Raw genomic sequence first — 16414 nt, forward strand, 5'->3', positions numbered from 1 at the left:
CGAGGGATATATTTTACGAGGGAAGAGGAATGAAACAAACACTTCAAAAAGATCAAATTAAAACAGATGTATTAGCAGGATGCACTACGTTTATAGCAAGCGTATATATAATCATGACTAATGCACTTATTTTATCAGACGCTGGAATAAGCCAAGATGCAGCTATGATAGCTACAATATTTACATGCAGTTTATCAACAATACTTATGGGCTTATTTTCAGACACACCACTTATAGTAGTACCTGGAATGGGTATAAATTCGCTATTTACTTATACAATAGTAAATTCTATGGGACTTAGTTGGCAAGATGCACTAGGTGCAGTATTTGTAAGTGGTATTATATTTACCATAATAGCAAGTACTAAATTAACACCAATACTTTTAAAATCAATACCAAGTAACTTAAAGCATGCTATAACAGTTGGAGTAGGATTTTTAATATTATTTATAGGACTTCAAAAAAGTGGTCTTGTTGTAACTAATGAAAATACTATGGTAGGACTTGGGAATGTAGCAAATAAAGAAACTTTGCTTAGTATAATTACTTTACTTATAATACTTATACTTCATATAAGAAATATAAATGGTAATTTACTTATAAGCATTATAATAGGTAGTGTATTATCATTAATAATGGGAGTAACTACTTTAAATAATGTAGATATGAGTATGTTTAATATGGGAGCTTTTAAGGACGTATTTTTAGGAATGTCATTTAAAAATATACTTACTATTCCATTTATAGTTGCTGTTTTTTCTATAACTATAGTTATTGTATTTGAAAATATGGGTATTTTATATGGACAAATGGAAGCTATTGGGAAAGTCGATGAGTTCCAAAAGCCATTTAAAATAGCTGGTATATCAAATATGATAGCAGGGATGCTTGGTACAAGCCCAACAATAGTTGCAGCAGAGAATTTTTCAGGTATAAGTGCTGGAGGAAAGAGCAAAGTTGCAGCATTTACTTCAGGAATATTATTTTTACTATCATTATTTTTAATTCCTATACTAAAGCTCATTCCAAATGGAGTTATAAGTAGTGTACTTATATTTATCGGGATATTAATGATTCAAACCTTCTTTGATATTGAAAAAGGTGATGTAATAGATACTATAGCTATGATACTTATAATTACTTTAATACCTTTTACTTACAATATAGTAAATGGTATAGCTTTAGGATTTATAGTTTATACACTATTAAGAATTGCATCAGGTAAAGGAAAAGAAATATCTCCTGCTATGTATATACTTACAGGATTATTTATATTAAGTTTTATAATGAACATATCTATGGGGATTGTTCATTAATAAAAAGACAATGATTCATGTCATTGTCTTTTTCATGATTAAATATAGCAATAATACCCGATTGAGTCTTAAGACGTTGGGGGTATCGAAAAAGTTTTAAAATATAAAAAATTTCTTGTTACAGTATTGTAAATTTTATCATGTAGACTTTTTTATTTAAAGTAATATAATAAAGATATGAGAAAACGACAAATTAATACAAGATAGGGGGTAATACTATGAGAAAACAAAATAAAATAAATTTTGGAACTCAAAAAAAGAAAAAAATCGACATGAAAAAGATTGCTATAGTGTCGATAGCTGCTGTAGTAATAGTATTTGTTGGTGCTAAAGGAATCGGAGCAACAACAGCTTTTATACAAGAACAAAGACAAGCAAAAATTGAGATGGAAAAGAAGGCAGAAGCAGAACGAATTCTTGCAGAGAAAAAACGTAAAGAAGAAGAAGAAAGAAAAAAAATGGTGATCGGTGTTAACCATAATGGTAAAAAAGATTCATACGATGCACTTGAAATAGCTGATAAGCTTAAATCAGGAAGTTACTCTAATAATGGAGAAAAAATAGTATTTTTAACATTTGATGATGGAACATCTACAACTGTAACACCAGAAATATTAAGAGTATTAGATGAAAACAATGTAAAAGCTACATTCTTTTTAACTGGTCAAAATATAGAGCGTGGTGGCCAAAAAGCAAAGGATCTTATAAAACAAGAATTTGAAAAAGGACATGCTATAGCAAACCATTCATATAGTCACAACTATAAAGTTTTATATCCTCAAAGAACATTAAATTTAGAAGCTTTTAATGCAGATTTTAAAAAGACTGATGATATACTTAAAAATGTATTAGGTCCACACTTCTCAACAAGAGTAATTAGATGTCCAGGAGGACATATGTCTTGGAAAGGAATGGATCCATTAGATTCATACTTAGCAGAAAATAAAATGGCTTCAATAGATTGGAATGCATTAAATGCTGATGCAGAAGGTAAGAAGAAGAATGCTCAAGAGTTAGCTGATTATGCAATAAAAACTTCACAAGGAAAAGAAATAGTAGTATTATTAATGCACGATACTTATGGAAAAGAGCAAACTGCGAAAGCTCTTCCTCAAATAATAAAACATTTTAAAGATAATGGATATGCTTTTAAAACTTTAGCATAACATAAAAAGGTTGCCTAAATTTAGGCAACCTTTTTTTAGCAACGGACCTGGTTTGTAGGTCGTTGGCGATATGAGCAAAGCGAATTTTTTATATTATAAACAATCCTATTTGAAGTAAAATTATAAATGGAATTCCAATTGTAAACTTAGGGTGTTTAGTCTTATGTCTAAAAGTATACATGCCTAAGAGACTTCCTAAAGAACCACCAATTATAGCCATTGAAATAAGTGTAGATTCACTAATTCTCCATTCGTTTTTTATTGCTTTTCTTTTATCTATGTACATAAAGTAAAAGCCTATAATATTAATTATAATAAAGTAAATATAAATTAAATTACCCATAAAACCTCCTGACAATAAAAATCAACTTAAATATAAGTATAGATTAAAAAATCAATTAATAACAGAATTTATTACAATATATAAATAAAAACTTTATAGGGGCTATATTAATTTGAAATATAGTGATATCATTTAAGTTATATAATCAGATAATATGAAATAAAAAATTAATTTATATAGGGGAAATGATTAGATATATAAATAAAAAATCATATAATATAAAAATAAGACAAAATGAAAGGGAGTATATAAATTGAAAAATACGAAAATAAAAAAAATAAAAGCTTTAGTTCAAACTGATTTTGTAGGTTTATATGATGTTGAATATAAAAATAAAAAAAATGAAGATAGGCATTGGATGGTAGCATCAAGAAAAAATGAAGAAGAGTTAAATGAAATTTATCTAGAAAATAAAGAAGATAAAATAGATGCAGTAGTTATTTGTGCACTTCATAAAAGTGAAAATAAATTAGTTATTATAAGGCAGTTTAGAGTGCCTATAAACGATTATATTTATGAACTACCTGCAGGACTTATTGATAATGATGAAGATATTGAAAGTACTGTAAGACGAGAATTAAAAGAAGAAACAGGCTTAGACCTTTTAAAAATAAATAATTTAACAAGTAAAGAAAAAGTTTATTTATCACCAGGTATGACAGATGAATCAGTAGCCTTTGTATATTGTACATGTGATGGTGAGATAAGTGATGAATTTTTAGAAGATGATGAAGAAATTGAAGCTATTTTAGTATCACAAAAAGAAGCTATGAATATATTAGAAAGTAAAGAGACTATAGATATTAAATCATATCTAATGCTTCAAATGTTTGTAGCTTTAGGGGATAAATTATTCAATTAATATTAATTTGTGAGTGTTAATTAAAATATAAAGAAAAAAGCCATATAAACTAATTATTATATAAATATAAAATTGGAGGGATATGATGGCTATAAATATTAAACTAGAAAATAATGAACAAATTATATCTAGAATAAGCTGCTGCCGTAAAATTACAAATATAGAAGTGGTAAATAGTTTTCTTTTAAATTTCTTTATATCTACAACTACTACACCAATGGTAGGGCAAATAGTTGATGATTATATATTAACACTTACAAATAAAAATATATATCTTGAAAGTATCTATTATTCTCCGTGGGAAGGGATTTATTCGGTTATGAATATATCTAAAATTCCACTAAAAAAAGTAGTAAGTTTTGATTTATATAAGGATAAGAAAGATGAATATGTAATAATTAAATCAAATGAAAATAAAGAATTAAAATTAATAATTAAAGATGACAAGTCTAAAGAAAAAGCTAAAGAAATAGAATGCTATATTAATAAAAATTAAAAGAGCTCTAGAAAAGTATTTTCTAAAGCTCTAGCCTCAGTGAATTATAAATAATAATTCTATAATATAATTCTATAAAGAAATAAGAAAACCTTTTTAAAAATTAATTTTAATTTAGAAAATAATAAAAAAAAAGATTGACTTTAAAAAAATCTTGTATTATTATTTATATAAATCAATAAAAATAGTTAGATTTTAAATGCATTGAAAAAGTAAAGTAGCATTTTGGAAAATCACAGAGAAGAAAACATTGGTGAGAGTTTTCTATTTAGAAAAAATGTGAAGTGCACTTTGGAGCAGAAGCTCGAATTAATAGTAGAGTTCTCCGGTATCACCCGTTACAGTGATTAGGCATGTTAGTGCTGGAATTTTCGAGCGTAGATATATTTTTTTATATCTAAATTAGAGTGGAACCGCGAGTCAACCTCGTCTCTATTATATTAGAGACGGGGTTTTTTTATTTATAATCTAAAAAATTAATTTAAGGAGTGATTTATATGATACACGAAAATGTACTAAGCTTAATAGGAAATACACCCATTATAAAATTAAATAATATAGAGAATAAAAATATTTATCTAAAGTTAGAAAGAACAAATCCTGGAGGTAGTGTAAAAGATAGAGCAGTTTATTATATGATAGAAGGATTAGAAAAAAGAAATGAATTAAAAAAAGGTGATGTATTAGTAGAAGCTACTAGTGGAAACACAGGTATAGCATTATCTATGATAGGAAAGTTAAAAGGATATGAAGTAATAATAGTAATGCCAGAAACGATGAGTGTAGAAAGAAGAGAACTAATGAAGGCATATGGAGCAAAACTTATATTGACAGATGGAAAACTTGGAATGAAAGGGTCAATACAAAAAGCTAAAGAGCTTATAGATGAAAATGAAAATTATAAAAGCTTAAGCCAGTTTGAAAATCAAGATAACACATATGCTCATTATAAAACAACAGCTAAGGAAATAATAAATGATATACCAGATGTAGATATATTTTTAAGTGGAGTTGGAACAGGAGGAACTTTAAGTGGAGTTGGAAAGTATTTAAAAGAAAAAAATCCAAATATAAAAATTATAGCAATAGAACCTAAAAAATCTCCTATTATATCACAAAACACATCTGGACCTCATAAAATACAAGGAATAGGAGCAGGCTTTGTTCCAATAAACTATGATGAAAAACTAGTCGATGAAGTAATATTAGTTGATGATGATGAAGCTTTTGAAGGAATGAAAATAGCAGCTGATAAAGAAGGTATCTTAGTTGGTATATCATCGGGAGCAAACATATATGCAGCTATAGAGGTATCTAAAAAATACCCAGATAAAAAAATAGTGACAATATCACCAGATGGAATAGAAAAATATATTTCAATAGGAATATTCAATTAAATTATATCAAAAAGGGTGATTGATAAATGTTTAGGAAAATAAATAAAGATATAGAGTATATAATGGAAAATGATCCAGCAGCAAGATCAAAGATAGAAGTATTTTTATTATATCCATCCATCCATGCAAGAATAATGCATATATTTTCACATTTTCTATATAAGCATAAATTATTTTTCACAGCTAGATTAATATCCCAAATAGCAAGATTTCTTACAGGTATAGAAATACATCCAGGAGCTACCTTAGGCGAAGGAATTTTAATAGACCATGGTATGGGTGTTGTTATTGGTGAAACAGCTGAGGTTGGAAATAGAGTGACAATATATCATGGTACAACATTAGGTGGTACAGGGAAAGACAAAGGTAAAAGACATCCAACAGTTTTAGATGATGTAATAATAGGATCTGGATCAAAAGTACTAGGGCCTATAACAATAGGTTCAAAAGTTAAAATTGGAGCAAACTCAGTAGTACTAAAAGATGTACCTAATGGAGCTACAGTAGTTGGAATTCCTGGAAAAGTTGTAAAGATAAAGGAAGATATAAAAATCACACTAAAATGATTTTAAGTGAAACGATAGATTAACATAAGATAAAGGAAGGTAATAATATGGACGCTACATTTTTTTCACAATTTATAATGATAACAAATATATTTACAATAGTTTCAATAATAGTACTAATAGGACTATTTTTTATAACACAAAAATTAAGTAAAAAAGTAAATTTCACAAAACTAATGATAATATCTACTTTATTAGGTATAGGATTAGGAGTAGTAATTCAATGGGTTGCAAAATTCCCCAAAGATCCAAGTACAGTAATATGGTTAACTGAAGTAAACAAGTGGTATGGACTTATAGGATACGGATTTATGGACATATTAAAAATGCTTGTAGTTCCAATTGTATTTGTATCAATAATAAGAGTTATTATGAACTTAAAAGAAGGCGAAGATATAAATAAGCTAACTGCAAGAACAATAATAATGTTACTTGGTACAACTGCAGTAGCAGCAATTATAGGAATTATCATAGGTAATTTATTTAAATTGGGGGTTGGACAACAAGTTGCAGTGGCAAGTGGAGAAATGAAAGAAATAACTCCCGTAGTAGATACACTAAGAAGTTTATTACCATCAAATCCAGTAAAAGTAATGGCTGATTCTAATATAGTAGCCGTAGTGATATTTGCAGCATTTATTGGTTTAGCTATAAAAAGATTAAATAAAAAATATTCAGATGTGATAAAACCTTTTGTAGATTTAATAGAAGCTTTTTATAAAATAATTGTTAGCGTATCTATAACTGTTATAAAATTTATGCCATACGCAGTCATAGCTCTTATGGCAAATACAATAGTAGGTCGTGGAATTAGCTCTATATTTGGTGTAATAGATTTTATAGTAGCTTTATATGTAAGTGTATTTATAATGTTTATAATACATTTAATTATAATAAGTTTAAATGGAATAAACCCTATAAAATATATAAAAAATGTTTCAAAACCTCTTATACTGGCATTCACATCAAGATCAAGTGTAGGTACACTTCCTGTAACAATAGAAGCTTTAACTGATAATGTTAAAATGGATGAGGGTATAGCAAGTTTTGTAGCTAGTTTAGGCTCTAATATGGGGATGAATGGATGTGCAGGTATTTATCCAGCATTAATGGCAGTAACTATTGCAAATATGTCAGGTACGCCTATGGATTTTAGTTTCTATGCAATGTTAATAATTGTAGTGACAATTAGTTCGCTAGGAATAGCTGGAATACCAGGAACAGCTGCTATGGCTGTATCAGTTGTAATATCAGGTATGGGAATGGGAGCATATTTCCCACTTGCAGGAGGTATATTAGCTATAGATCCTATATTAGATATGGGTCGTACTATGCTTAATGTAAATGGTAGTATGACATCAGCAGTGACTGTTGCAAATTCATTTAATAAAATAGATAAAAATAAAAAATAAGATATATCATTTATTAAATATTTAAATATAAAAGATAAACAACCTAAACAGGCTACTGATAATTATCACTAGCCTGTTTTTTAATATTAAAGCATTTAAGAACATTCCTAAGAAATATGAGTATAAAGTGTTGAACTTGTATTTAAAGTAATTATCATAAAAATAATAATTACTTTAAATATATGATTTTATATAGTATTATTTAACTATACAATAATATAGATGAGGTAGAATATGCATTTTACATATATAATAAGATGTAAGGATAATTCTTTATATACGGGATACACAAATAATATATTAAGAAGAATGAAAGAACATGAAACTGGTATAAATAGCAAATATACAAAAAGTAAAGGATTTGAAAAGCTAGAAGTATACTTTGCAAGTAATAGCAGAAGTAAAGCAATGAAGTTGGAAAGTTATATAAAAAAGCAATCTAGAAATAAAAAGCTAAAGATAATAGAAAGTCCAAATGAGTTTATAGAAGAACTTGAAAATAGTTCAGACTATTCACTTGGATCTGATATAATATAAATTAATAGATATAATAGCTAGGGGAGCCAATGGCTGAGAAGTAACAACTGACCCTTATACCTGATCTGGATAATGCCAGCGTAGGAAAGCTTATACATAAATATAATATATTATATATTTATAACTATGTAGTCAAGCTATACCTAAATTAGGTATAGCTTTTTTAAATTATAAGTAAATTATAATTTATCTGTTTCGTGGATAAGTTATAATTTACTATCATCTAAACTTGAGCAACGGACCTGGTCTTTAGGTCGTTTGAGCCACGTGTGGGCGAAACACTTGAGCGACATGAGCAAAGCAAATTTTTTATAACTAAGATAAGGGGGATATGTTTATGCAAAAATATAGAATACCAACACTTACAATAGCAGGTTCGGATTCATCAGGGGGAGCAGGTGTACAAGCCGATTTAAAAACATTTAGTGCAATAGGAACATATGGAATGAGTGTTATAACAGCAATAACAGCTCAAAATACGCAAGGCGTATTTGCAGTAGAAGAATTAAGTAATGATATAATAAGAAATCAAATTGAAACTGTATTTGACGATATAGTTCCCAAATCTGTAAAAATAGGAATGGTAAGTAGCCCTGAAATCATATTAGAAATAGCAAGAACTTTAAAAAAATACAATCCAAAATATTTGGTAGTGGATCCTGTTATGATATCTAAAAGTGGATATTCGTTGCTAAAAGCACAAGCACAAGAAAATTTAATAAAGTATTTAATTCCAATGGCATATATAATAACACCTAATACAGAAGAAGCTCAAGAAATAACAAAAATAGAAATAAAAAATACTAAAGATATGAAACTAGCAGGAGAGGAAATTTTAAAAATGGGACCTAAATATGTACTAATGAAAGGTGGGCATTTAGAAGGTGATGCAGTAGATATTTTAATAGGGAAAGATACATTTGAAGTCTACAAAAGTAAAAGGTTTGACAGAAAAAATACACATGGAACAGGATGTACATTATCTTCAGCAATTGCATCTTACCTAGCATTAGGATATGACATTAAAGACTCAGTTAAACTTAGTAAGGATTATATAACAAAGGCTATAGAAAATAGTTTTGATATAGGTCATGGAGTAGGACCAGTACATCATTTCTATAAATTTGATAAAGCTAGTGAGGTAGAGTATGTTTAATAAAGAGAAACTAAAAGAATATTTAAAATTATATTTAGTTACTGATTCGGAGATTTTAAAGAATAAGGATTTTTATGAAAGTATAGAAGATGCTATAAAAGGCGGAGTTAAAATAGTCCAATTAAGAGAAAAAAATGCATCAGGTAAAGAATTTTTAGAAAGGGCAATTAAGTTAAGAAAGTTAACTAAAAAATATGATGCCCTATTAATAATAAATGACAGATTAGATATAGCAATTCTCAGCGATGCAGATGGAGTTCACGTTGGTCAAAATGATATAGATGCTAGTCTGGCTAGAAAGTTATTAGATGAAGATAAAATTATAGGTGTATCAGCTAAAACAATAGAGCAAGCACAAAAGGCAAAGTTAGATGGTGCAGATTATATAGGTGTAGGCGCCATGTATAATACATCAACTAAATTAGATGCAAAATGTATTAAATTTAATACAGTCAAAGAAATAAGAAAAAATATAGATATACCAATAGTTTTAATTGGTGGAATAAGTATAGATAAAATTAAAGAATTAAAAGAATTAGGTAGCGATGGATATGCTATTGTGTCAGCTATATTAAAAAAAGACGATATATATTTAGAAACTAAGAGGTTTATTTCAATTATCTAGAACATGTACCAAAACTTATTGAAAATAAAAAAAGGAAGCTATATAGCTTCCTTTTTTTATTTTCAATATACAAAACTATTTTTTATAAGGTAATTTTTTAGAAGGTGGAAGATACTTTTCTTTAACTTGAGTAGGAATAGTACCAGCAGCACCAGTTGCTCCCTTAGGACCTGGTTTACCAGCAGTACCAGCAGCACCCTGAGGACCAGTAGGTCCTTGTGGGCCAGCCGGACCCATAGGACCAGTAGCACCTTGAGGTCCAGCCGGACCTTGAGGACCCATAGGACCAGTAGCACCTTGAGAACCAGCCGGACCTTGAGAACCCATAGGACCAGTAGTACCTTGAAGGCCAGGCATGCCGGCCATACCCATAGGACCCATCTCACCTTTAGCACCTTGTTTACCAGATTTTCCAGGAAGACCTTGAGGACCCATAGGACCCATAGCGCCAGGCTTACCAGGTTTACCGGCAGGACCTTGAGGACCTATAGGACCTTGTGGTCCTGGAACACCAACAGATGTTCCTACATTACATAATGGATTAACATAAATTTCTTTTCCAAAGTCTATATATTGTATTGAACTTATTTTTACATATATAGGACCTTTACCAGAGCAAGTTTTACCCATCACGGCAAATTGATTTACCTGACAAATACGTAGTCTTAATATACAATCACTATCTTCTAATTTTAACCCCACCATTTTCCCTATACAATCACATAATAAGCTATAAATTTGAAAATCTGAAAAATTTATAGGATATACAAACGTAGGACACATACCTTGATCCATAGTAGAACATCCACAAGACTTTTTACTTTTTATAGGTTTGCTATCACACTTAGATGATTTATCACAATGCTTATGTGTGCTAGAATAACAAGGCTTTGTACAATTATTGTTACACATCCAGTCTTTACTCATATACAACACTCCTGTTTAAAAATTTGTAGTATTACTACACAATATAGATATATGATTTAGATGGCAAAAATGGGACATAGAATATCAAATTAATCAATATTAGAATATTTATTATATAAAAAAATATAGAGTTAATTTAAATCAAAGATAGATAATAAGTAAAATATATACATATATAAGGAGAAAATTTCCATATTAAAAAATATATAATAATAATAAAGACAAGTTGGAAAGTGTTTTCTTAAAGGGTGTAGGGAGGAGAATATATGAGGAAAAGAGCAAAAATTTATAAGAAGTTATCTATAATTTTAGCAGGTGCAACTATTGTCAGTAATATGCCGATACAAGTATTTGCACAAGGTAATTTTACTCCACAAGTTATAAATCAACAAAATGTAGAAGAAATAACACCTATTAGTGAGACAAATAAGGCTTATATACAAAATTATGATAGGCCAGAAGGTATTACATGGACGAGTTTAAAAGATAGAGGAACAGTAGATGCAGAAAATGGATTTTTAAGTGTTACAAATAATGGCGATTATAGGTTTATAGAAAATGAATCTAATATTTTAGAAGATGGAGAGCTAGAATGTAGATTCCAAGTTAGTAAAGAAAACTCAGGAAGATTTGGGGTACTATTTAGAGCAGATGAATCAAAACATGCAGGTATCGCTTATGATAGTAAAGATACATGGGTAATTTTTAATGAAAGTACATATAAAACATTTAAAGGACCTGAAATTCAACCAGAAGACTGGGCTGTTTTAAAGGTAACATTTATAGGTAATAAACTTACTGTAAATATTAATGGTGAAAAGTACTTTGATGAAGTTGTAGACATAATATCAGTACAAGAAGGAAAAGTAGGATATAGAAGTTGGTATAATTCAAAAACTACTTCTGTAGATTATATAAAATATGGTCCAGTAGGAAGCTTAGGTGATGGACAAGCACCTGATATAAAAATTGAAAAGATAGAAGAAGTAAATGTTAAAACATTTAAAAGAATGAAACCAGAATTGCCTTCTAAAGTAAAGGTATCATACAATAATGGAGCAACAGGAAATGCAAACGTAGCTTGGGATTATATAGATCCAAAGTTATACTCAAAAGCAGGAACTTTTAAAGTAGAAGGAAGTATAGTAGGTACAGAATTAAAAGCTGTTGCCAATGTAGAAGTTAAAGAAGATGGCGTTATATATGAACCAGATTTTAATTTAGTAGATAATCAAGGATGGAAAACTACTCAAGGTGGAGGAAGTATATCTTATAACAATAACTCTGTAACTATTGGAATGAATGGTAAATCATTAGCAGTTGATGAAAAATCTCCAAATTTAAAAGATTTTACATATGAGACAGATTTTAAATACAACACAAATGATGGAAGAATAGGACTTACATTTAGACATTTATCAGATGCTCAATGGGGAGCTATTTGTTATGATAATGGAAGTTGGGTATGGAAAAATGGAGAAGGTCAATATGGATCATTTGGAGGAAGTTCAGTAAAACTTGAAAAAGACAAAACATATAGATTAAAACTAAAAGTACAAGATAGTAATGTATCATTATGGATAGGTAATGAACTTGTTGGATCACAATCTATATCTAATTTACCATCAAAAGCAGGTAAAATAGGCTTACATGGTTGGTTTGGAAATAAAAATGTAACACTATCTAATGTAAAAGTTGAGGAAATTTTACCACTTTTACCTCCAGAACTTGGAGAAACACAGGAACAGGTAATAGAATCAAGTACAATGAAAGTAGTATTAGATAATAATTTTCCAAGGGTATTAAGATATGAATGGAAAGAAGACGGATCTACTTTAATAGGGGAAAATGAGCAGCTATACATAATGGAAGTGAATGGAGAAAAATATATTCCTAAAGTTACATGTAAAACTTTAAATAATGAAACTATATATAATTTAGCTATTGAAGAAATTGGAGTTACAATAACTCTTAAGATGAATATTAATAATAATAAACTAAGAATGGAAGTAACTGATATAAAGGAATCAACTACAAAAGTTAAAACTATAAATTTCCCAAATCATAGCTTAGCATCAGTGCAAAGCAACCAAAATGGTAAAACAGCATCAGTTTTAACAACTGGAGACTGGAACAATATAATAGAAGAATTTAAAGATGTTAAAGATCTAGAAGCTTCATCAAAAGGAAAGACTTATGCATTTATAAATAATGATGACTTTGCAATAACTGTAAATAACAATGTTATAGAAGGTGGAAATAGAGTAGTTTTGTCAACTGAAAATAGAAATGGGTACAAAAAAACTGGAATAGGAAATGGAACATGGACTTACAGAGAAGAATTAAAAATGCCAGATGGATATAAAGCAGAAGAAGAGTTACCTTGGTCAGAAGTTATTATAACAAAAGATGCTAATAATGATAATATAGTAGATTGGCAAGATGCAGCTATTCACTACAGAAAAAATATGAAGATATCAAAAGGTGGAGAAGATATAAAAAATAATCTTTCATATATAGATATGAACATTGGTTATACACAAAATCCATTCTTAAGATCTTTAGATATGGTTAAAAAGATTTCTAATTATACAGATAATTTTGGTCAATTAGTCCTACATAAAGGATATCAGGCTGAAGGTCATGATGACTCTCATCCAGATTATGGTGGACATATAGGCATAAGACAAGGTGGAGTAAAAGATTTTAACACTTTAATTAATGAAGGAAAAAAATATAATGCTAAAATAGGAGTTCATATAAATGCTACAGAGTATGCAAGGGATGCATTTGAATATCCAAAAGAGTTAGTAAATGAAAATGCTCCAGGATGGGCATGGATGGACAAAACTTTCTATGTAGACCAAAGAAAAGATATAACAAGTGGAGAATTGTATAGAAGATTAGATATGTTAAAGAAAGATGCTCCAGATTTAGGATGGGTATATGTTGATGTCTATACAGGAAATGGATGGAATGCAAATAAATTAGCACAAAAGGTCCATGATCTAGACTATATGCTTGCAACAGAAATGAATGGACCACTAGAACAAGATGCAGTATGGACTCACTGGGGAGGCGATCCAGCTTACCCTAATAAAGGTAACGCAAGTAATATAATGAGATTTATAAAAAATGACACTCAAGATTCATTCTTAGCAAATCCATTATTGAAAGGTAATAAACACTTATTATCTGGAGGGTGGGGAGATAGACATGATGTAGAAGGAGAATTTGGTGTAGGAGTATTTTATAATCAAGTATTACCAACTAAGTATTTACAACATTTCCCTATAATGAAAATGAGTGATAAAGAGGTATTATTTGAAAATGGAGTAAAGGCTTTGGAAGAAGGGACAAATATAAATTATTATAGAGACGATAGATTAGTTGCAACTACACCTAAAAACTCAATAGGTGAAACTGGAATTGGGAAAACTCAATTATTTTTACCATGGGATCCAGTGAAAGAAGATGAAAAAATTTATCATTGGAATCCATTAGGAACAAAATCAGAGTGGAAACTCCCAGATAATTGGAAAAATTTAAATACAGTTAAACTTTATGAATTAAGTGACTTAGGAAAAACTTATGTTAAAGAAGTTAAAGTTGAAAATGGAAAAGTTACTCTTGATGTAAAGCAGGATACACCATATCTAGTTACAAAAGGCAAAACTAAAGAAAAAAGGGTAGATGATTGGGGATATGGATCAGAAATAAAAGATCCAGGATTTGACTCTCAATCTTGGAAGATTTGGAAAAAGGAATCTGATGCTAAAAATACTAATCATATACAAATTATAAATGAGTCAATTGAAAGAAGAAAAGGAAATGATATAGTTAAAATAAGTGGAAATAATGGCGCAGATGCTGAGATATCTCAAAAAATAAAAGGACTTGAAGAAGGTGCAACATACTCAGTATCAGCATGGGTTAAAAACGACGATAAGAGAAAAATAAGTCTAGAAGTTGAATGTGGGGATGTAGAAGTAGAAGCTGAAATAAATCAATCTTCTAAAAAAAGAGCAGGTCAAGCAGTTAAATTTAGAGAAGACACATTTACTAGAATGGAAGTTGAGTTTACAGTACCAAAAGGGAAAAAAGTAGCAGAAGTTTCTCTAGAAGTAGGAAAAGGAAGTAAAGATTCAAAAGTGTATGTAGATGATTTTAGAATATGGAAGCATCCAGGTCATACAAATAAGGATGGATATGTACTATATGAAGATTTTGAAAATGTAGATGAAGGTATAGGGCCGTTTTATTTAGAAGAAAATAGAGGGAATTCAAATAGAACTCATTTAGCAGAAAGAGATCTTTTAGAAAGACAATATAAACATTGGGTTCTTGATGGAAGATTTTCATTGAAAACAAATCAACAGCCAAATGAAAATGGTGAAATGATAGTAACTGAAGAAGCTACGCTAAAATTAGATAAAAATAAAACTTATGAACTTGGATTTATATACTCATTAGCAGATGCTAAACCTGGATATAGTATAAATATCAAATCGAAATCACAAGGGGTTTTAGTTAATATTCCTCTAGACACAACTAATGTATCAGGAGATAAGCTTACTAATGCAAAGGAAATAAGTCATAAGTTCACTACAGGAAATGTAGATGATTATTATATCTCAATAGATAAAAATTCTTTTGAAGGAAAACCTGTAGAGCTGATATTAGATAATTTATATATAAAAGAAAATAAGCAATCAATAAAAAACCCTAAGTTAAAGTATGTAAATTTAAATACTATAACTAATAACTTAAAAGTTGGTCAATCTGTTGAAATTTATACTAATGCATTAAAAGATAATGGAGAAAGTGTAAATTTAAAAGATGCTAAGGTTGAATATAATATTTCAAATAAAAGGGTTGCTTCAATAGAAAATGGAAAGATAATAGGCAATTCTAAGGGTAGCACAAAATTATCTGTTAAGGTAATTTTAGATGGAAAAACTATAACTTCAAATGAAGTTTTAATAAACGTAGAAAAGAAATAATATAAAAATGGTCTTTGCTTATAGCAAGGGCCATTTTTATTATAATAAACAAAAAATATATTTACAAAGTGTGTGTATTAATCGTATAATACACTTGAGAAGAAAAATTTCGGATAAAGTGTATTATGTAATTAATACATCTTATCAAAAATTTTTATATAAAGTGTATTAATTACATAATACACTAAAAAATTTTGAAATTAGTGTATTAATTGATTGATACACTGGTTTAGGAGGTAATATGAAGTTTGAATTAGATAATAAATCTCCTATATATCTGCAAATTATTAAATACATAAAACAGCAAATAGTAATAGGGGAATTGAATCCAGGCGATACAGTACCATCTAGAAGAGAGATGGCATTAGAATTAAATGTTAATTTAAATACAGTACAAAGAGCGTATAAGGAGATGGGAGATATGGGGATAATAAATACATTTAAAAATTACCAAAGTAATATAACTACTGATGAAAATATACTTAGAAATATAAAAATGGAATTAATAAATGAGTCGTTAGAAGTATTTATAGAAAATATGAAAGCTATAAAAGTAACAAAAGAAGAAGTGATTGAAATTATAAGCGAAAAATATTAAGAATTTAAGT

At 28.9% G+C, this 16414-nt stretch carries 14 protein-coding genes, 1 riboswitch and 1 other annotated feature; of the genes, 12 read left to right on the top strand and 2 right to left on the bottom strand.

The window, feature by feature from the left end; translation table 11 throughout:
- Nucleotides 1-29 precede the first annotated feature (29 nt).
- Nucleotides 30-1316: an NCS2 family permease gene (locus JNUCC81_RS08135; RefSeq protein WP_454096125.1), complete on the top strand. Its 1287-nt coding sequence runs from the start codon at nucleotides 30-32 to the stop codon at nucleotides 1314-1316.
- 218 nt (nucleotides 1317-1534) lie between these two features.
- Nucleotides 1535-2482, top strand: coding sequence for a polysaccharide deacetylase family protein (locus tag JNUCC81_RS08140; RefSeq protein ID WP_454096126.1), 948 nt, complete (start codon nucleotides 1535-1537; stop codon nucleotides 2480-2482).
- A gap of 88 nt (nucleotides 2483-2570) precedes the next feature.
- On the opposite strand, the gene JNUCC81_RS08145 is transcribed toward JNUCC81_RS08140, so the two are convergent.
- Nucleotides 2571-2825, bottom strand: a complete 255-nt coding sequence (locus tag JNUCC81_RS08145; RefSeq protein ID WP_454096127.1) for a DUF1294 domain-containing protein — start codon at nucleotides 2823-2825, stop codon at nucleotides 2571-2573.
- Nucleotides 2826-3078: 253 nt separating this feature from the next.
- On the opposite strand from JNUCC81_RS08145, the gene JNUCC81_RS08150 reads away from it, so the two are divergent.
- From JNUCC81_RS08150 to thiE, 8 genes are all read left to right on the top strand, one after another.
- Entirely contained in the window at nucleotides 3079-3687 is a 609-nt protein-coding gene (locus JNUCC81_RS08150; protein WP_454096128.1) for an NUDIX hydrolase, read from the top strand.
- 85 nt (nucleotides 3688-3772) lie between these two features.
- Complete coding sequence (locus tag JNUCC81_RS08155) at nucleotides 3773-4183, top strand: hypothetical protein (RefSeq protein ID WP_454096129.1); 411 nt, start codon at nucleotides 3773-3775, stop codon at nucleotides 4181-4183.
- A 195-nt stretch (nucleotides 4184-4378) separates the two neighbouring features.
- Nucleotides 4379-4620, top strand: a binding site (T-box leader).
- Nucleotides 4621-4680: 60 nt separating this feature from the next.
- Nucleotides 4681-5580 carry a cysteine synthase A gene (gene cysK, locus JNUCC81_RS08160; protein ID WP_454096130.1) on the top strand — a complete coding sequence of 300 codons (900 nt, stop codon included), beginning with the start codon at nucleotides 4681-4683 and terminating at the stop codon, nucleotides 5578-5580.
- A gap of 26 nt (nucleotides 5581-5606) precedes the next feature.
- On the top strand, nucleotides 5607-6146 hold the full coding sequence (gene epsC, locus JNUCC81_RS08165; RefSeq protein ID WP_454096131.1) for a serine O-acetyltransferase EpsC: 540 nt from the start codon (nucleotides 5607-5609) through the stop codon (nucleotides 6144-6146).
- 47 nt (nucleotides 6147-6193) lie between these two features.
- Nucleotides 6194-7558, top strand: coding sequence for a cation:dicarboxylate symporter family transporter (locus JNUCC81_RS08170; protein ID WP_454096132.1), 1365 nt, complete (start codon nucleotides 6194-6196; stop codon nucleotides 7556-7558).
- A gap of 234 nt (nucleotides 7559-7792) precedes the next feature.
- Complete coding sequence (locus JNUCC81_RS08175; protein WP_454096133.1) at nucleotides 7793-8095, top strand: GIY-YIG nuclease family protein; 303 nt, start codon at nucleotides 7793-7795, stop codon at nucleotides 8093-8095.
- Between the two features lie 9 nt (nucleotides 8096-8104).
- Nucleotides 8105-8199: riboswitch (TPP riboswitch) on the top strand.
- Nucleotides 8200-8432: 233 nt separating this feature from the next.
- Nucleotides 8433-9251: a bifunctional hydroxymethylpyrimidine kinase/phosphomethylpyrimidine kinase gene (thiD, locus tag JNUCC81_RS08180; protein WP_454096134.1), complete on the top strand. Its 819-nt coding sequence runs from the start codon at nucleotides 8433-8435 to the stop codon at nucleotides 9249-9251.
- Entirely contained in the window at nucleotides 9244-9876 is a 633-nt protein-coding gene (gene thiE / locus JNUCC81_RS08185) for a thiamine phosphate synthase (protein ID WP_454096135.1), read from the top strand. Before thiD ends, thiE begins: the two co-directional genes overlap by 8 nt.
- Before the next feature lie 75 nt (nucleotides 9877-9951).
- Here the strand turns inward: thiE and JNUCC81_RS08190 are convergent, their stop codons facing one another.
- Nucleotides 9952-10803 carry a hypothetical protein gene (locus JNUCC81_RS08190; RefSeq protein ID WP_454096136.1) on the bottom strand — a complete coding sequence of 284 codons (852 nt, stop codon included), beginning with the start codon at nucleotides 10801-10803 and terminating at the stop codon, nucleotides 9952-9954.
- 266 nt (nucleotides 10804-11069) lie between these two features.
- Here JNUCC81_RS08190 and JNUCC81_RS08195 point away from each other — a divergent pair, with 266 nt between their 5' ends.
- Nucleotides 11070-15806, top strand: coding sequence for an endo-alpha-N-acetylgalactosaminidase family protein (locus JNUCC81_RS08195; protein WP_454096137.1), 4737 nt, complete (start codon nucleotides 11070-11072; stop codon nucleotides 15804-15806).
- Nucleotides 15807-16047: 241 nt separating this feature from the next.
- Complete coding sequence (locus JNUCC81_RS08200) at nucleotides 16048-16404, top strand: GntR family transcriptional regulator (RefSeq protein ID WP_454096138.1); 357 nt, start codon at nucleotides 16048-16050, stop codon at nucleotides 16402-16404.
- The last annotated feature ends 10 nt before the right edge of the window (nucleotides 16405-16414 follow it).

The organism is Faecalimicrobium sp. JNUCC 81 (assembly GCF_053667625.1).